This is a genomic window from Pseudoalteromonas sp. bablab_jr010 (assembly GCF_016464105.1).
Taxonomy (GTDB): domain Bacteria; phylum Pseudomonadota; class Gammaproteobacteria; order Enterobacterales; family Alteromonadaceae; genus Pseudoalteromonas; species Pseudoalteromonas simplex.
The window spans coordinates 139,706-158,177 of the sequence record NZ_JACDWV010000066.1; the positions used below are offsets into that span (position 1 = coordinate 139,706).

15 protein-coding genes are annotated in these 18,472 nt (G+C 41.3%); 9 read left to right on the forward strand and 6 right to left on the reverse strand.

The features are described 5' to 3' along the window. Positions 1 to 213 precede the first annotated feature (213 nt). Both JIG37_RS04710 and JIG37_RS04715 read left to right on the forward strand, forming a co-directional pair. A complete protein-coding gene (locus JIG37_RS04710) occupies positions 214 to 2,091 on the forward strand; it encodes a monovalent cation:proton antiporter-2 (CPA2) family protein (protein WP_054553448.1) in 1,878 nt (625 codons plus the stop codon). A 444-nt stretch (positions 2,092 to 2,535) separates the two neighbouring features. After that, positions 2,536 to 2,856: a hypothetical protein gene (locus tag JIG37_RS04715; RefSeq protein ID WP_199528809.1), complete on the forward strand. Its 321-nt coding sequence runs from the start codon at positions 2,536 to 2,538 to the stop codon at positions 2,854 to 2,856. 191 nt (positions 2,857 to 3,047) lie between these two features. Here JIG37_RS04715 and JIG37_RS04720 read toward each other — a convergent pair whose 3' ends face one another. From JIG37_RS04720 to JIG37_RS04730, 3 genes are all read right to left on the reverse strand, one after another. Next, positions 3,048 to 5,591 carry a TonB-dependent receptor gene (locus tag JIG37_RS04720; RefSeq protein WP_199528810.1) on the reverse strand — a complete coding sequence of 848 codons (2,544 nt, stop codon included), beginning with the start codon at positions 5,589 to 5,591 and terminating at the stop codon, positions 3,048 to 3,050. A gap of 313 nt (positions 5,592 to 5,904) precedes the next feature. Beyond that, a complete protein-coding gene (locus JIG37_RS04725) occupies positions 5,905 to 6,555 on the reverse strand; it encodes a UPF0149 family protein (protein ID WP_199528811.1) in 651 nt (216 codons plus the stop codon). A gap of 80 nt (positions 6,556 to 6,635) precedes the next feature. Further along, complete coding sequence (locus tag JIG37_RS04730; RefSeq protein WP_199528812.1) at positions 6,636 to 7,583, reverse strand: ATP-binding protein; 948 nt, start codon at positions 7,581 to 7,583, stop codon at positions 6,636 to 6,638. Between the two features lie 95 nt (positions 7,584 to 7,678). Between JIG37_RS04730 and JIG37_RS04735 the strand changes: the two genes are divergently transcribed. Beyond that, on the forward strand, positions 7,679 to 8,986 hold the full coding sequence (locus JIG37_RS04735) for an HD domain-containing phosphohydrolase (protein ID WP_138599364.1): 1,308 nt from the start codon (positions 7,679 to 7,681) through the stop codon (positions 8,984 to 8,986). A 78-nt stretch (positions 8,987 to 9,064) separates the two neighbouring features. Beyond that, entirely contained in the window at positions 9,065 to 10,087 is a 1,023-nt protein-coding gene (gene hemH, locus JIG37_RS04740; protein WP_054553442.1) for a ferrochelatase, read from the forward strand. 59 nt (positions 10,088 to 10,146) lie between these two features. Here hemH and JIG37_RS04745 read toward each other — a convergent pair whose 3' ends face one another. Next, a complete protein-coding gene (locus tag JIG37_RS04745; RefSeq protein WP_054553441.1) occupies positions 10,147 to 11,295 on the reverse strand; it encodes a benzoate/H(+) symporter BenE family transporter in 1,149 nt (382 codons plus the stop codon). A gap of 209 nt (positions 11,296 to 11,504) precedes the next feature. On the opposite strand from JIG37_RS04745, the gene JIG37_RS04750 reads away from it, so the two are divergent. From JIG37_RS04750 to JIG37_RS04765, 4 genes are read left to right on the forward strand one after another with little or no spacing between them, the layout of a single operon-like run. Further along, positions 11,505 to 12,809 carry a DUF5666 domain-containing protein gene (locus JIG37_RS04750; RefSeq protein ID WP_138619794.1) on the forward strand — a complete coding sequence of 435 codons (1,305 nt, stop codon included), beginning with the start codon at positions 11,505 to 11,507 and terminating at the stop codon, positions 12,807 to 12,809. A 57-nt stretch (positions 12,810 to 12,866) separates the two neighbouring features. After that, complete coding sequence (locus tag JIG37_RS04755) at positions 12,867 to 13,400, forward strand: hypothetical protein (protein WP_054553439.1); 534 nt, start codon at positions 12,867 to 12,869, stop codon at positions 13,398 to 13,400. Continuing rightward, positions 13,400 to 14,083: a response regulator transcription factor gene (locus tag JIG37_RS04760; protein WP_138599367.1), complete on the forward strand. Its 684-nt coding sequence runs from the start codon at positions 13,400 to 13,402 to the stop codon at positions 14,081 to 14,083. Before JIG37_RS04755 ends, JIG37_RS04760 begins: the two co-directional genes overlap by 1 nt. Further along, positions 14,083 to 15,405 (forward strand): ATP-binding protein, encoded by a 1,323-nt coding sequence (locus JIG37_RS04765; protein ID WP_138599368.1) that lies wholly within the window; start codon positions 14,083 to 14,085, stop codon positions 15,403 to 15,405. The genes JIG37_RS04760 and JIG37_RS04765 overlap by 1 nt, the downstream gene beginning before the upstream one ends. Here JIG37_RS04765 and JIG37_RS04770 read toward each other — a convergent pair. Then, positions 15,402 to 16,358 carry a RimK family alpha-L-glutamate ligase gene (locus tag JIG37_RS04770; RefSeq protein WP_199528813.1) on the reverse strand — a complete coding sequence of 319 codons (957 nt, stop codon included), beginning with the start codon at positions 16,356 to 16,358 and terminating at the stop codon, positions 15,402 to 15,404. The genes JIG37_RS04765 and JIG37_RS04770 overlap by 4 nt on opposite strands. 195 nt (positions 16,359 to 16,553) lie before the next feature. Between JIG37_RS04770 and JIG37_RS04775 the strand changes: the two genes are divergently transcribed. Further along, a complete protein-coding gene (locus JIG37_RS04775) occupies positions 16,554 to 17,090 on the forward strand; it encodes a hypothetical protein (RefSeq protein ID WP_138619797.1) in 537 nt (178 codons plus the stop codon). Between the two features lie 177 nt (positions 17,091 to 17,267). Here the strand turns inward: JIG37_RS04775 and JIG37_RS04780 are convergent, their stop codons facing one another. Continuing rightward, positions 17,268 to 18,461, reverse strand: coding sequence for an ectonucleotide pyrophosphatase/phosphodiesterase (locus JIG37_RS04780; protein WP_199528814.1), 1,194 nt, complete (start codon positions 18,459 to 18,461; stop codon positions 17,268 to 17,270). Positions 18,462 to 18,472: the final 11 nt, after the last annotated feature.

The window sequence follows — 18,472 nt, forward strand, 5'->3', positions numbered from 1 at the left end:
CTGCGAGTATATACCTAGCCTAGCGCTACGCAAGTATTTTTAATAAAAAAACGATGATTTTTTACCCCTTATTTTGTCTTACTCGTTTTGACTAAACACCATTCCTTGTTGTCATTTTACTGACTAAATTCGCTTTTTGATTGCATTCACTACCTAACTACTGGCAAAACTAGCGAAACCAACCATAGTTAATTAAAAACAAACAGGATTACGATGACTGACTTTCTCTTAATCGCCTATATTTTCCTTATTGCAGGCATTATTGCCGTGCCTATTGCCAGCAAACTGGGGTTAGGTTCAGTACTTGGCTACTTACTCGCTGGTATTGTTATTGGGCCAACACTGACATTTTTAAATGTTGATGTGATTGCCATCCAGCATTTTGCTGAATTTGGTGTGGTAATGATGCTGTTCATTGTTGGCTTAGAGCTTGAACCCAAAGCGCTTTGGTCAATGCGAAAACAGCTTATTGGCCTTGGTGGCGGACAGGTGGTTTTATCAGCTGCCGCCTTTACGGGTATTGGTTTAGCATTTGGTCATGCTTGGCAAACAGCACTTACAATAGGCTTAATTTTATCACTTTCATCGACCGCGATTGTGCTGCAAACGCTTTCAGAGCGCGGGCTATTAAAGTCAGATGGTGGTCAAGCCTCATTTAGCGTATTACTTACTCAAGACATAGCCGTTATTCCTATGCTTGCGTTTATTCCCTTGCTTGCTTTACCTGAACTAGCGCCAGCCATTGCAGATACAGCCCATACAAGTGAAGACACTCATGCTAGTTTAAGCTTGGTGGCGGGTCTTGAGAGCTGGCAAGCAGCGCTGGTTACTTTAGGTATGATAGCGCTCGTTGTTTTTGGTGGTAACTACTTAACCGCACCCATTTTTAGATTTGTAGCACAAGCACGGCTTCGCGAATTATTTACTGCAACAGCCCTATTCTTTGTTATTGGTATCGCTTTGATGATGTCGTTAGTAGGCTTATCACCTGCACTTGGTACTTTTTTAGCGGGTGTTGTGCTTGCAAATTCACCTTATAAACACGAACTCGAAAGTAATATCGATCCCTTTAAAGGGCTGTTGCTAGGATTATTCTTTATCACCGTTGGCGCTAGTATCAATTTTCAATTACTCGCAGATAACCTAGCTACCATTGTGCTCTTAACCAGTGCATTGATTGTAACAAAAACAGCTGTACTGCTTATTTTAGGTCGTATTTTTGGTCTTAGAGGCGCCGCACTCTGGTTGCTAGCACTGGGGCTTGCTCAAGCTGGTGAGTTTGGTTTTGTACTACTTGCTTACAGTGTCTCTAATAATGTATTGGCAGACAACATCGCCGACCAACTTTTACTGGTTGTTACTTTATCCATGCTACTTTCACCTGGGTTATATATCCTTTATCAGCGTGTGATAGCCCCCCGTTTCATTTGTGAGCAACCAGGAAAAGAAACAGACGAGTTTCCCGATGATAGCCATGTGATCATTGCAGGCTCAGGCAGAATGGGTGGGCTGGTTGACCGTATTTTACAAGCTGGCGGCTATAAAACGACTGTGATTGATTACAACTACAAGCAACTCGAAGCCTTAGAGCGTGTTGGTATTCGTAATTTCTTTGGTGATGCAACTCGACCAGACTTACTCAGTGCTGCAGGCATTGAAGATGCAAAACTGCTGGTTGTTGCGCTTGATGATGCCGAACAAATCACTAAATTAGTTCGTTATGCGATGCAAAATTACCCGCATTTACATGTGGTTGCCCGCGCTGTAGACCGCCATCATGTATACGATTTATGGGCTTACGGTTGTCGAGATATTATTCGCGAAACATACGACAGTACCATGCGTATGGGCCGCTCAGCTTTTGAAGCACTCGGTATTGAGCAAGAGAAAGCCCAAGAGATGGTCGATATTTTCAGTGAGTTCGATAAAGAAATGCTACGCGAAGCCGCCGATGTCTACGAAATCGGCGTGCCATTCGAAGAAAACCATGCCTATATCGAGCGGATCAACAAGATATTCGATGAAAAAGAACCCGAAATAAAACAACAAATGCGCGAGATTTGCGACCGAGTGGTTAATGGTTCGAAATAGCAAAAATATTACAATTATGGAGGAGGTGTTTTCACTTCCTCTTTTTCTTCTCATAAACTTCTCTTTGTGAAAATAATTTTAATCACAGACAACAAAGAGGCGCTTCGCGGTACACAGAGAAAACAAAAACTCTCAAAGAGGCTGCGCATTGAATAGGATAAAACGCGATATGAAATCGCTGCTACAAATTTGATGTCGTTCGTAGGAATGGCTTCAGCCATGAACTCTCAAACACCACACCTATGTAAAACGACTAGACGTAGGCGTGAAATTTATTTCGCGCGCCATGCAAGCATAACGCCTACGTAGCAGCGGCTTTATGCCGCGACATTGGTGATGGATGCGAATTATAAGGTGCGAGATTAAAATCGCAGCTACAAGTTCATTTCTCGTAACTTACCTGAATGTGAAGATATTAAATAATGTAATAAGGAGTATTACAGCATGGAAAGGCTTAATAAAAAGGAAAAGCTGCTATCAATTTTGTTCGGATTGGCAGCAATTATTAATTTAACTGTCAGTGTTTATTCGCTTATATTACAAGGCCTAGACTGGTTAGAGTTCATTAGTTGTCTAGCAATTTCACTTATAATTTTAGCGGGTAGCTTAAACCCAAAGCTATTCTTTAAACCGGTAAAAAAATTATTTTCACCACGCTTCACTTTAGAGCCAATAATTAATTCGACTGTCTACTACACAATTATAGTTGCAGGTTGGATTTTGTTATTTGGAAGCATTCTACTAAATAGATTCTGGAGTGCTTAAATGCAGATGAAAACTCAAAAAAGCGAAATAAAACGCGATATGAAATCGCTGCTACAGACTCGCATCTAGTATCTCGAAACTCGCAAACTTTCCCCTTGCAACTCTCTAATTAAAGACAAATGTCGGATACTAAAATTAAGCAAAAAAATAGCGCCGTTAGGCGCTATTTAAGTTTCATATCAACTTAGGAATTAAAAACTAAAACTTAATTTTGCGTAGTAGGTCATACCATCAAAACCATAAGGTAGTGCACGAACAGGGTATTTGAATGCTTTATTTGTAATAAAATCAAGCGCTTCATCTTCGCCTAGTTCGTCTGGCGTTACATCAAAGATATTATCAATACCCGCCGATAGCATGAGTTCGTCAGTTAGCTGATAGCCCACATTAACATCCACTAATACCGCCGATTCTACCGTGCTTGTGTCTTTAAACTCACCGGTAGGTGATAGCTCATCAGGCAAACCAATGTGGTCATTACCAAAGTATTTAACGTCTGTTTCACCATAGTAATTAAAGCGTAGCATGCTGTTGAAATCGCCACGATCGTATTCAAACGTTAGCGTTGCACGCTCACCTGGTTGACCGTCTGTTAAGAAACTACGTTGTAAATCATCAAGGGCGATTGATTCAGGAATACCCTCTGGTGCATTTACATCATCAATTTCAGTTTCGTTAATGTTACCCGCGAAGGTTGCTGAGAAATTACCGTCGTATAAATCGGTGCGGTACGAAGCAATAATATCAACCCCTTTAGTGGTTGAATCAACTGAGTTTGAGAAGTAGTTGGCTTGCTGTGCCCCTGTTGCATTAAGCGCAGCCACAGCCTCGGCACTAAATGCCACATCGTCCGCCGACATTAAGCTGCCAAGGGTAATTCTGTCTTTGATCTCTACATGATAAAAATCAACAGTTAATGATAAATCGCTGGTTACGTTATAAACAAAACCCGCACTTAAGTTTTCAGAGCTTTCAAGGCCTAGACTATCAACGCCAAGTGCTGATGGGAAATCAGAGCCAGCAGTTGCTGTGAATGACTGCAATAACACACCACCAGCACCTAGGTTTGTAGTGTAAGCAGTGTACGCACTTTGTTGCAATGATGGCGCTCTAAAGCCAGACGAAATCGCACCACGCACGGCAAAGTCATCGGTAATTTCATAGCGCGTTGCTAGCTTACCAATGATGTCATCACCGGCATCAGAGAAGTCTTCATAACGAAGCGCTGTACTTACTTGCCATGCATCCGTGATCAACGTTTCGGCATTCACATAAAATGCATAGCTGTGACGACTCTCTTTATTTGACGCTTCAGGGCGTAAACCGTTATAAGCTTGGAAACCACACTCAGCAAATACGCTGCTGTCGTTTACCGCTGGGAATGAAGTATCTGAATTAGCTAAACCACACGCATAAGACGCTTCTTCGCCCGGCACGATTTCATAATTCTCTTTACGGTATTCGGCTCCCACAGATACATATAAAGGCTCACTGCGGCCAAAATCAACAATACCATTCAGGTCTGCATTTACTGTTGTTTGATCAAACCTAAAGCCACCTGAGTAGCCACCATTAGGGCCTGCATTTGCAACAATATCAGCATCGCTTGCATCAGGGTTATTCGCAACATATTCAGCAGCATACGACGCATTTAGGGTGTTTTTTGACGTAAAATCATAACTGTTTTCACCATATACTGCAGATACGTCATAGCTCCAATCTGGATTTAACTCACCGCGTAAACCAAGTGAAAACGAAATATCTTCAGCTTCGTTATCGATACGAGGTAAAAAGCCATCGCCATATACTTGCACCACGTTCTTCGCTGCTTGGTCAAAGTTACGATAAAAACCATTACCTAGCGCAGTACGGTTTGAGTATCCGCCAAATGAGTAAAGCTCAGTCTCACCGAATGGTAACGCCATGTTATAAAACACAGACGTAAATTCGCTATCAGCATTACCTTGCCCCCAACGAACCTCGTCAGATAGCGTACCTGCTGGTACATCAACTGAGCCACCAGTATCACGCTGGGCGCGGTTGGTGCCATCAGCATCACGGTATTCTAAAGAAAAGTTAATGAAGCCGCCTTCATCACCTAAATCAAAACCCCGGTTTAAACCCATTGAAATAGTGTCACCATCGCCTTCACCTGTACTACCCGCTTGCACATAGCCCGTTGTTACACCAGTTGAATCGTTTAACGATAAGTTGATAACACCAGCAATCGCATCTGAGCCATATTGCGCCGCAGCACCATCACGAAGTACTTCAACGCCTTTTAAAGCGGTAAGCGGAATCGCGTTCATATCGGTACCTGCAGCACCGGCACCTACAGTACCATTTAAGCCAAAAATAGATTGGTTATGACGGCGCTTACCATTGATAAGCACTAACGTTTGGTCAGGCTGTAAACCACGAAGAGTCGCTGGTCTAAATAAGTCAGAGCCATCTGACACTTGCGTGCGTGAAAAGTTAAATGAAGGAGCCGTCGCTTGCAGACTTTGGCCGAGCTCAGTAAAACCACCTTTGTTTAGGTCATCTGCATCAATTAAATCAACGGGTGATGTTGATTCGGTAGCCGTACGATTAGCAACCCGAGAGCCTAATACAGAGATTTGTTCGATGTTTTTATCTGCTTTGGCAGCAGGTGCTTGCTCAGCTGCCTGCACTGAAGTCGCAGAAACAGCCACACTGACCGCAACGGCCAGCATACTTAAAGAATGTGTTGTCATGTGTATCCTGTTGATATTCTGGCTTTCCTTAAAACAAAAGACGCCCCTTTTGGAGAAATTTAGAAAAGCACTAAGCACGTATTATTGATTTTAAAATCACAAGTTTGAAAGCTAACTCAAGCCTGCGAGTTAACCTTTACAAAACATCCTATCAACAAATCCACAAAATGAAAGAAAAAAGAGGTACGACTTAGGTATAAATATTTCTATTTATAGTATTAATAGAGTTTCAGTGGTGGGAATTATTCACTTTACAGCAGAAATAAGCAAAATAATGCAACTATCAGCTTATCTCTACTGAGGTGAGGAGTATTTACTTATCTTGTTCCAACATCGCCAGCTTTTCATCTTCAAGCATTAACGCCATAGTGGCAATTTCAGATAAACTCTCGTCTAGTGCGTTAAAGAAGGTCACAAACCCTTCGCCTAGTTTATCTGGTTCAGGGTGGTTTGCTAGCGCCTGATCCCACATTGCAAAGGTGGTAAGCAAATCGAGAGTTGCTTCAAAATTATCAATAAACAATTGACCATCTTCGCTTTCATTTTCTTGTTGACCATCCGCTTGCAGTAAAAATTGTAAATCGCTGTGCCAAATTTCTTGATTCACGATATAAGCTGCAATATAGCCGCTACAAAAATCTTGCAGTGCTTGGCTTGGCTCATTGCTGTTTACTTCATTTGGATATAATTCGGCTAAAATCTTCTTTTGTTCAACTTGTGCTTCGGTCACATTATCGAGCAGCTCAATCATTGCATCGCGTGGCTCAGAATCCGTCATTAAGGTGTTGAATACCGCTTCATCATTATCAGCAATGTAATTGGCAAGCTCTGACTCTCCAAAAAACTCTGAACAGGCTAACAAACCAGACATATAGCCAAGCACTTGATCCAAACTCACTCGATTCGTTGCACTTTGACTGGCGAGATAGTTGTTAAAAACATCTGAACTTTGTTGATTGAGCATAACGTGCCTTTTCAATAATTTTAAATGGGTTTAGCTCTACACTAGCGAATCCACAAATTTTTGCAACAACTGAAATACTGTCAACTAGTTACCTGACTCAAAACAGGAAATACGCAACTCATTCTTGTGCCAATTCCTTGCGAGCTTTGAATATGAATTCGACCTTTATGTTCATGCACAATAGCATACACCATCGTCATACCCATGCCGGTACCTTCTCCTACTGGTTTAGTAGTGAAAAAAGGATCATATATTTTAGCGATGGTCTCTGCTGACATACCAATGCCATTATCTTCAATGTCAATATATATGTGTTGCTCTAGCTCATAAACATTGATAGTAATTTTTGTTTGAGAGTCTTGATTATCGCAAGCTTGTTTAGCATTAATTAAAAGATTAACAATTACTTGGCTAATAGCAGCTAGATTACACCAGCTTTGGGATATTGGGCTATATTGCGATTGCAAATGACAATTTCTTAATTGATTAGTAAGAAGTTTCACCGCACTTGTCACTGCATCTGTCATATCAGCAAACTGCATATCCTGACTTTTAGGGCGAGAAAAATTCAACAAGTTCGACACTATTTTACTAATCCGTTGCAAACCTTGTTCTGTATCATCAATTAAATCAGGTAAATCATCAGCAACAAACGCAAAAGAGTGTACTTGGTTTAGATCCACCAGCTGTTGATGAAAAGCCTCTTTGTCTATGTGATTTTCACTAAACTCGCTACATAATTTCAGTAGCTTGCCGAAGAAACCACAGTAGCTTTTCAAACTATCAAGGTTACTCATACTATAAGCAAGCGGGTTATTAATTTCATGTGCGACTCCAGCACACAATGTGCCTAAAGTTGCCATTTTTTCAGCTTGAATAAACATAGCTTGATGATGCTCTAAATCAGCAACTTTTTGTTCAAGCTCACTATTAACAGCTACCAGAATCCGGCTTTTATCGGCAAGCAATTGTTCGGCCTCTTCTCTGGCCGCTTTCTCTAATAAATAAGCTTGTTTAAAATCATCCATTTTAATCTCAAACTGTGTTTGTCTCTTTTAAAACCTAGCACAAGGCTTAATTTAAGGCTATGTTATTGATTAACGATGATTCATAGTAAAATGGCATGGCAGAGCAAATTAGCAAACAACATATTCAGGTTTTATGCATTGATGATGATGAAATAGTGCTGCGAACTCTTTTGCGGTTATTATCAGCTAACAATATCACCGTAAAAGCCTGCTCAGATCCCAAAGATGGACTTAAAACTCTAGCTAATTATAGTTTTGATGTAATTATCTGCGACATGCGTATGCCAAGCATGAATGGGGCTGAGTTTTTCGCACAGGCACTCACCATTGCTCCTGAACCACAGCGCATTTTGCTAACCGGTTACTCAGATATAGAAAACACGATTGCTGCAGTCAATATCGGTAAAATTCATACTTACATACAAAAACCATGGCAAAACGAATTACTACTAAGCAATATAAATGATGCGATAGAAAAAACATCTTTGAAACGCCAGAATCAACAGTTAGAACAAAAAATTAAAGCGCAAAACAGCCAACTAAAAGAGCTAAACAACAACCTTGAGCAAATGGTAGAAAAGCGCACACAACAAATCCGTAAAGTATTAAAACAACTTGAAACAGTAAATGAACGAGAGAAGCATGAGCATCGCGCTACTTTTGAGATTTTATATAACTTTATAAATGCCAACCCTTACCTAGATGGAACACAAGCTCAAAATATTGCTGCTACCTGTAAACAACTAGCCACGCGCCTTGGTCTAGACAATCAACTTATAGAAATGACAGAAATGGCAGGATACTTATCACAAATAGGTCTACTTGCAATGGAGCCAGAGCTTTATAAAAAACCAACTAAAGAACTCACTGAAACACAACGAAAACTATTTTATACGCACCCAAGTACAGCACAATTAATGCTCATGCCTGCGCCTCACTTAAGTGACGTATCTGAAGCAATTTATTACCAATTTGAACACTATAATGGGACAGGAAAACCGAAAGGGTTAAAAGGGAATGAGATTCCAAAAGCCGCGATGATATTAGCTGTAGCCCGTGATTTTTGGCAAGCCGTTGCACAACTTTCAAGCTCAGAGAGTAGTAATTTTGAAAGGGCTCGCGATCAATTACAGCTCTATAGCGGAACATACTACCACCCAAAAATTTTAGAAATATTTAATAGCTTAGAAATTAACTGTGCGAGTGTTCAAAATGTTGGCACTATGAAAATTCTTTCAGCACAAAACCTTAAAAATGGCATGGTGCTTGGTCACGCGCTCAGAAATTACGACGGTATTTTACTGTTGCCAAAAGGGCATGTATTTGGCCCTAAATCGATTAATAAACTGCAACAACTAGAATCGAAAAAACCGAACCCTTTCAGGATCATGATCAAAAATTAGCGAATAAAGTGATCACATAGCCAGCTTACTTCGTTACAATGTGATTTATATTACGATTACTTCATACAGGAGCACTCAGTGTCGCGATTTTCCGCCATTACCGATAAGCCGCACGACGGCCGATTCAACAAAAAAACGGGCATTTTACTGACCAACTTAGGGAGCCCAGACGCCCCTACTACCGCGGCACTTAGAACATATTTACGCGAGTTTTTATCAGACCCACGAATTGTCGAGATCCCGCGTTTCATTTGGATGATCATCCTTTATTGCTTTGTACTTACGTTACGCCCAAAACGTTCAGCAGCACTTTATAAAAGTATCTGGACTGAAAACGGCTCACCGCTTACTCATATTACCCGAGAGCAAAGCAAAAAGTTAGCAGCCCTTTTAAAAGACAAAGGACACCACGACACCGAAGTAGTTATGGCCATGCGCTACGGTAACCCTTCAATTGAAGCAGGCCTTGAAGAGCTGCGCGAAAAAGGTATCACTCGCGTGATTGTGCTGCCTATGTACCCACAATATTCAAGCACCACGATTGGCTCAACATTTGATGCAGTATCAAATGTGCTTCGCAAGTGGCGCTGGGTGCCAGAGCTGCATTTTATTAATGGCTATCACGACAATCCGACTTACATTGATGCTCTAGCCGCTAGCATTAGCGAAGATCTAAATGCCCATGGCACGCCACAAAAGTTGGTGTTTTCGTACCATGGTACACCTAAACTGTTTTTAGAAAACGGCGACCCTTACTACTGTTTTTGTATGCAAACTACCCGTTTAGTGGCTGAGAAACTTGGCTTTGAAAAAGACTTTGCTGTAACAACCTTTCAAAGCCGTTTTGGTAAAGCTGAATGGTTGAAGCCATACACAGACGCAACCCTTGAAAGCTACCCTGCTGAAGGCATTAAAGACGTTGCAATTTTAAGCCCTGCGTTTAGTGCCGACTGTTTAGAGACACTAGAAGAACTCGAAGGCGAAAACCGCGAAAACTTTGAGCATGCAGGCGGTGAAAAGTACCGCTACATTCCAGCATTGAATACCCGCGATGACCATATCAATGCAATGTTTGAAGTGATAAAACCACTACTTAAATAACAAAAGGCCCTAGCTATTATATACAGTAACTAGGGCTTTTTTAATATTGAAGCGTGTCACTAATCTTTGCGTGTCATAACCAAAGTCACCGTACCTGCAACAATTCCCCAAAATGCAGAACCAACCGAGAACAAAGTTAGATTAGACGCTGTGACCAAAAAGGTCACGATAGCGGCTTCGGTATAATACGCCTCAGTTAAAGCTTGCTGTAAGCTACTGGCAATAGTGGCAAATAGTGCGATACCCGCCAACGCCAAAATCAATGCCTGTGGCAAGCTTGCTACCAAACCAACCAAGGTTGCCGCGAGGAGCGCCATAATAATGTAAAACACCCCACCAGCAATGCTTGCCCAATAACGTTTTCTTGGATCTTTATCAGCCTCAGGGCTCATACAAATGGCAGCGGTGATAGCCGCTAGATTAATGGCATAGCCACCAAATGGTGCAATAAATACATTTAATAGCCCGGTTACATTTAACGCTGCCGACACAGGGGCTTTATAGTGATGCGCTTTTAATACAGCAATACCCGGTAAGTTTTGCGACGTCATAGTCACAATAAACAGCGGTAAACCAACACTTATCATGGCGTTTAAATCAAACTCAGGTGCAATGTAAGCAAACTCGCTCATTTTCCACTGCCAGCTAGAGGTATCAATTTGCCCAGTTACACCTGCTATTAAAAATCCCGCCACAACCACTGCGAGCATAGCAAAGCGTGGAAAGTAACGTTTTCCACATAAATAAACAGCCACCATTAACCCAATCACTAAAGGCAGCTCGTTCATAAAGTTGAACACATCAATACCAAAATTCACCAACACGCCTGCAAGCATTGCACAGGCCAGTTGACTTGGGATCTTATTCATCATTTTTTCGAACACGCCAGTAATGCCAGACAAAAACACCAGCGCAGCGGAGAACATAAACGCGCCAACAGCTTGATTTAAGCTATAGCCTTGGGCACTTGAAATAAGGAGTGCCGCTCCGGTTGTTGACCACGCGATAAGAATAGGCACCTTGTAGTAGTAAGACAACGCAATTGAGCTGACGCCCATAGCAAGACCAAGCATTAATACCCAGCTAGCAACCAAATCAGGTGTGCCACCTAACACCATAACGACCTGATAAATAAGCGCAATTGAGCTAGTAAAGCCAATAATAACGGCCACTAACCCCGCAGTTGCTCGACTGATGAGCTGACTCATGTACACACACTCCTTGCAATTAAAAATCTACCATATCCTATGATTTGCCAGATGGCACTGTACACTTTTGTAGTATTTTAAGATTAATTTACTATACAGAAGAGGCATTTACTGCAATGCCAAACATTAACAAAATTTAATTTTCTCTCCACCTTCAAGCAATCCTTACTTAGTTAAACTGCAAACACTGACTAATTTAAGGACCAATCATGACAAAACTAATCAATCAAAATCGCCTATCTATTATTTCGTTAGCAACAATCAGTGCACTACTTTCAGGCTGTGGCAGTAGTAGTAAGAGTGAGGAACCAGTACAAAATACTCTCACTTTGCCAAGCTTATTAGTCGGTGAGGTAAGTGCGATATCAAGTAACAGTATTACAGTTAACCAACATCAAATAGCCACAAATAATGCTGACATTGAGGTGGATGACAACCACGCATTAATCAGCGATCTAAAAGTGGGTATGATGGTTGAAGTTGAAACAAATGGTAAAGAAGCAACTCAGATTGATTATGATCCAAGTTTTAAAGGGCCTGTTAGTATCAATGAACAAGGCGCTACAATTGCGGGCTTCAAGTTAAATAATTTAAATACCGAAAACCTTTCAAATGGTAGCCTGGTTGAATTAAGCGGTTATAACAATAGCCATAGTGAATTCACGGTTACCTACCAACAACCATTATCTAACAGCGCAGAATTAGAACTCGAAGGTTTCATAACAGATCTAAACACTGCCTCTTATACTTTTAAACTAGGTGATTTAACTGTTCAATATCAACAGGCAGACATCGACGGCGCATTAGAAAACAATCAATTCGTTGAAGTAGAGGGCCGCTTAGAAGGTAACTTATTAATGGCACAAGAGGTTGACGCTGAACATAACTTTACAGCTGATGACGATCTAGATACAGCGCTTTTTGGTACAATTACCTTCATCAACAATGACGCTTCCTTGGTTACCCTGAACAATCAATGGCAAGTGAGTATTACCGATCAAACTAAATTTGAAGATACCACTCGCGCTACATTAACCATAGGAGATACGATAGAAGTAGATGCCATCTGGCAGCAAGCTAATAATTGGTTTTTAGCCCACGAAATAGATCTGGAGAAAAGCCACACTTCGCCTAATTTAAGCAGTAATTTTAGTGTTTCTGGCTTTGCCAATTACAGCAATGGCAACATTATTATCAATGGCATCAGCTTGAAAATCACAAATAGAACCGTTTTTGAAGATGGGTTAACAGCAGATACTCTTTCAGGTGAATGGTTAGAGCTTGAAGGTCTTATTGATGGACAGAGCTATATTGTCAGTGAAATCGAACGTGATAACAGCAATGAACCTCTTGAATTAAAAGGCATAGTAACAGTAACTGAATCGCAACAGGCTAGTTTATTCGGCTACATCAGTGAAGATAACAGCTTAGCGAGTTTTACAGAACAATATGTTGATCTAGAATGCCAGTGGGTACAAGATAACATCGTACGTGCATGTAAGCTTGATGATTAACAACAAAATACAACAATGGCAGCACTAAACGTGCTGCCAAACTAATGTCGAAATATTATGAAAAAACTAGTTTTAACTTGCCTGTGCTTAATTTCTGGCCTTGCTTTTGCTGCAAGTTCAGCCATTTTTAATATGCTAGATTCAAGCACAGCCCCCGCCCCGACTGAAGTTTTATATAACATAGAACAGCACTATGCGAAAAATGCCGTTATTGTTGAGTTTGAGCTGGAAATTGAAAATGGTCAAAGCGTATTCGAAGTCACTTTATATGAAGCTAAAAAACAACGATTTATCGAATTACTTTTAGACAGTGCGGGAAAGGTAATAGAGCTTGAATATGAAGCTCCGGAGCTTGATGAACAAGAAGAAATAGCAGCTGCTAATTTGATGAGCCGTAAAGGTTACACATTACATGGTTTAGTAACTCAACTAGATAGTGAGCCAACACACTACCTAATTGAAGCCCAATTAGAGCAAGACATGGGTATCACATACATGGTCGCCACATTCGTAACCAGCAAAGGGCGTCACAAAAAAGCGATTGATCTTGAGACGGGTAAGAACTTACCTTTGCTTCGTTGGGGCAATTAATGAAACTATTATTAGTTGAAGACGACCAGCAAAATCGCGAGTTTTTATACAAGGCTTTTATTGAGCAAGGCTACACATTAGATTGCGCAGAAGATGGTCAACAAGGGCTTATGCTAGCGACGTGTGAACATTACGACGCGATTATTCTAGATCGTATGCTTCCTAAGCTTGATGGTTTACAGGTATTGTTAGCATTAAGAGCAACCGGCAAAACAACGCCTGTATTGATACTATCTGCGCTAGATAAAGTAGACGACAGAGTGACAGGTTTAAAAGCCGGCGGTGATGATTATCTAACAAAACCCTTCTCTTTTTCTGAATTAGCTATTCGAGTCGAAAACTTAATAAAACGGCATACCTTTCATGCCCCACTGAGCACTAAAATTAGTCTTGCCAATTTAACGCTCGACTACAGTAATCAACGAGTTGAAGTAAACACTAAAACTGTTAATTTACAGCCCAAAGAATTTAAATTGCTTAGGTATTTATTAGATCACCAAGACAAATTAGTCACCCGCACCTTATTGTTTGAATCGGTATGGGAATATCATTTTGATCCTGGCACCAACGTTATTGACGTGCATATTGCGAGGCTTCGTAAAAAGCTCACAGAAGCGTCCGCGCAATTAGAAATCGAAACAGTTCGCGGTGTCGGCTACCGCTTAAAAGCTAGTGAGAGTTAATGTACGAAAATAACCTACGTTTGTTCGACCCAAGAAAAAGCTCGGTTTGGCGTTTAACATTGGCCTTTGCAGCAATTACCGCTGTTACTTTATTACTTGCGATTACTTTAATCTACCAACTGTTACTTGGCGAGCAAAGCCGTCAAGTTGAACGGCGCCTTGATGCCGAAAAAACACGTATCGAAGCGCTCGCCTCCGAATTTGACAAGCAAAGCTTTTTTCAACAGCTGGATGTTTTCAGAAGCGAAGGTGATATTTTAATTTTTTGGCAGAGTGATTATGAACAAAGTCAGCAGCTAAGCTTTTTACCCGATAATATCCCCTCACTCCCCGAAACAGTTGTTTTTCCTGTTCTTGATACCGGACGAGGTCAAATACGCCTACTCACAACAGGCAAAGTTAAAACCGTTTATGGCAATATCGTGCTCGCCACTGCCACAGAGCATTTACAACGTTTAATCATCGATTTCAAATCAATCGCTAGTTGGACTTTTATCTTAGCAATAGCGTTAACAGGCTTGTTTGGTTACCTATTTTCTCGTCGACACTTGCGTCGTGTAAACTACTTCAATGCAACAGCCGAACAAGTTCAAAATGGCAACTTAAGCGCGCGTTTATCCCATAAAGATAAAGGTGATGAATTTGATCGTTTAGCAGCTCACATCAATACAATGCTCGATGCAGTAGAGGAAAATTTCGCTTTGGTACAGGGAATTACCGATAATATCGCTCATGATCTAAAAACCCCACTGACACGATTAAAACTTAATTTAGAGCAGCGTTTACAAAAGCTGCCAGAAATGGGCTACGAGCTTGAACAGCTCAATAGTATCATTAACACCTTTGACGCCATGCTAAAGCTCACACGTTTAGAACATGGACAGTTTCCGCTACAGCTCGAAACAATTGATAGTAGTCAACTTGCCAATGATATTAGTGAAATTCTACAACCCAGTGCCGAACAAAACGGTCAATCAATTGATGTCGCTATTTCTTCACCTTGGCAATTAAGCGGTGATCGAAACCTGTTGTTTCAAGCAATTTTTAACCTAGTCGAAAATGCTATAAAGTACGCTGGTAAGGGCGCAACGATTAAAATAATAATTGCTGAAAAAAGTATATCAGTTGTCGACAATGGTAAGGGTGTCAATGAACATGATTTACAACAGCTCACAAAACGCTTTTATCGCAGCGATCCGGCGCGTCAAAAAGAAGGGTTTGGTTTAGGCCTTGCAACCGTACAAGCAATTTGCAACCGCCATTCACTCAACTTATTTCTAAGTTCAGAAAATGGCTTTTGTGCAAAAATAACCGAAGATTAAGCTGCGCTCTTAGCTGCTTTTTCTTGCGCTTCTGGTTTTGTGGGCTTATCAAAAATACCTAAACGAATGCGAATAAAGTGCAAAATCTCTTTGGCTACATCAATACCCAACGCACCTTCTAAGCCTTCAAAGCCAGGGCTTGAGTTTGCTTCACAAATTTTAAAGTGCTGCTCATCAAACAATAAATCAATGCCAGCCACATCAAGGTTAAGTACGTTCGCTGTTTGGGTTGCAAGCCATTCGATTTCTGGCGTAATAGGAAATGACTTACCAGTGCCACCTGCACTAACATTGGCTTTAAAGTTTTTACCCTGTGAGTTACGTTCCATACACGCAACAGCACGGCCACCGATAGTAAGTACTCGCAAATCACGGCCATGACTGGACTTAACAAACTGCTGTAAAATGATGTTTGCTTGTGGATTTGCAGCCTCAATCAGCTGCATTAAGTCATCAAACTCTTCTTTTGATTTTGATAAAAATACACCACTCCCCTGCGAGCCCGATAAGGTTTTAATAACCACAGGAAAGCCAATTTGCTTTTCAACCAAATCAATATTCACCGGAAATTTAACCAACATGGTATTTGGCGTGGGTAAATTACACTCTGCAAGAATTTGCTGTGCAAATAATTTGTCTTTTACTGTTTCGATAGATTGCGAACTGTTAACACAGTACACACCTAAACGTTCAAGGTGGCGAATAATCGCTAGCGCAAAATAAGTTGTACTTGCCCCCATGCGAGGGATAACAAAATCGGGGAGCTCAACTGACTTACCATCAATTAAAATACTTTTACCGTCTTCACGGGTAATAGTCAGGTCAAATTGATCAGGCGAATAAACTTGTAAATCTATGCCCTCTTCTTCGGCTGCAGCAAGTAAACGTTCTACTTCATAGGTTTCTTGTTTTAACAAGCCTTGGCTATCTTTATAAATGATCCACCCGCGCATGCTTGGTACCTCTGGTCTTTGAGTTTCGGTGACAAAAAAACGCGGATTATGCTGAGCATTCAAAGCCGAGTAAAACAAATTAATTTTATCGACACGATAATAAAAACCACTACTTAGTGATTAACCATTGACCGGGTTGTTAACTTAAGGTAAAAACTAACAATGAGTTAACATAAAAACCCGTAAGAGAAACATGTGAACAGGACGCTTGCATTAATCTTCATTCTGCCACTTACAGCATTTGCACTGAATGAATGGCACATTCAAAGTGATGGTTTTAAAACAAAACCAAGCACACAGCAGTTTGTTGCCTCTTACAAAGCGCAGGCCGACCAAATAGCCCCACAGCCCATTGTGAACTTAACTGCGCCGCTTAATCAGCTATCTAATCATGCGCACGATTATCTATATAAACAAGGCCGTTTGCCTGACCAATTAGCAAACACCGCATTCAGCGAATTTGATTTAGACACCCTAAAAACCTTACAACCCGGCGATCACTTTATTTTAGTGATCGACGAATACCTCAGTTACACCGTCGAAATTAGTAACATTATTGAAGCCAGCAATGGCGATAGAAGTGTATTTGGCAAAGTCAATGATCATGCTAAAGCAGGCCATCAAGCCGTGATGACCCTCACAGAAAACACCCTACAAGGCCAATTTGATGCCGGTAATCAAAGCTACAAGTTTCAAAGCCATGGTGAGTACGGGTGGGTAACGAAGTTGTAGGTAACGGGTGTGAGTCTGTAGCTGCGATTTTACATCGCGTCCAAGAACCTAAATCCTAGCGCCCAGTGCCTAATGTATTAATTCGTAGGCGTGAAACTTGTTTCGCGCGAAATAAATTTCACGCCTACGGTATCGTATTTAGCCTTAGTAATGTGCTGGCACAAACTAACTCAAAGCTTACTGCTTCATAGCCGGCCACAAACTTGCGCCGTCGCTGTCGATTGGGCTTAAAATCTCAAGGCCAAGTATTTTAGCGATCAGCGGGTACACATCTAAATTACTTACTTCGTCTAAACGAAGGCCTTGTTTAAAGGCGGGGCCGGTGGCGATAAAGGTTGCGGCCATATCTTCGCTGTAAGCGTAACCATGAGTGCCTAGGTAACCAGCCATTTTACTGTCGGTAAACACACGAGGTGCGTCGGTTTGTAAAATAATATCGCCAACGCGCGGGCCTTTATTATAGTGATAATCACGCTTTTGCTGCTCGCTTAGCACGACGTAACGACCATCTGCGGCTTTAGCAAGCTTTTTGCTGAACCCGTTGATGTCTGCTTTGCTATCTGGTTTTGCATAATATAAAACCCGAGGGCCAGTGTTTTGCACTATGAAGTTTTCATCTTGCGGCAAGCTATCAATTTTAATGCTAAGGCTTGGATCAACAGAGGTCATTCCGTGATCAGACACAATCACCAAGTTAATGTTTTCATCAAGCGCTTTTAAACGGCTCGATAAATCAGCCATTAAACTATCGAGCTTTTGCACTGCGTCATAAGTCTCTTTGGCATCTGGGCCAAACTCATGCCCCATGCTATCCACCAGCGAAAAGTAGCTTACAACCAAACGTGGACGCTGCGCTTTTGGTAAGCTCAACCACTGAATAATTTGATCAACACGCTTTTGGTAATCACTGTGTTTTGAATAATGATAAAAGTAATCAGGCAACATACCGTTAAAGCGCGCATCTGATTCAGGCCAAAAATAGGTTGCGGCTTTTAAGCCCTGCATTTGCGCTAGGTTCCAAAGCGGAATACCACTCACCCAAGTGCTATCGTCTTTCCCTTTCCCCATTTTGTAACAGTCGTTGCGCTCAGTATCACAAAAGCGGTTCTCGACAATGCCATGATTAACCGGCAACAAGCCGGTAATAATCGACAAATGATTCGGGAAGGTTTTGGTCGGGTAAACAGGACGCATTTTGCTAGCTCGTACGCCCTGCTCACTGATTGCTTTTAAGTGTTTTGCATGGTGTTTTTCAATATAATCCCAACGAAAGCCATCTATCGAAATAAGGACCACAGATTGCTCTTGCTCCGCTTTTACAGCCGAGCTAAACATTAATATACCCGCTAAAACTAATTGCCAAATACGCATGCGAAACCCTT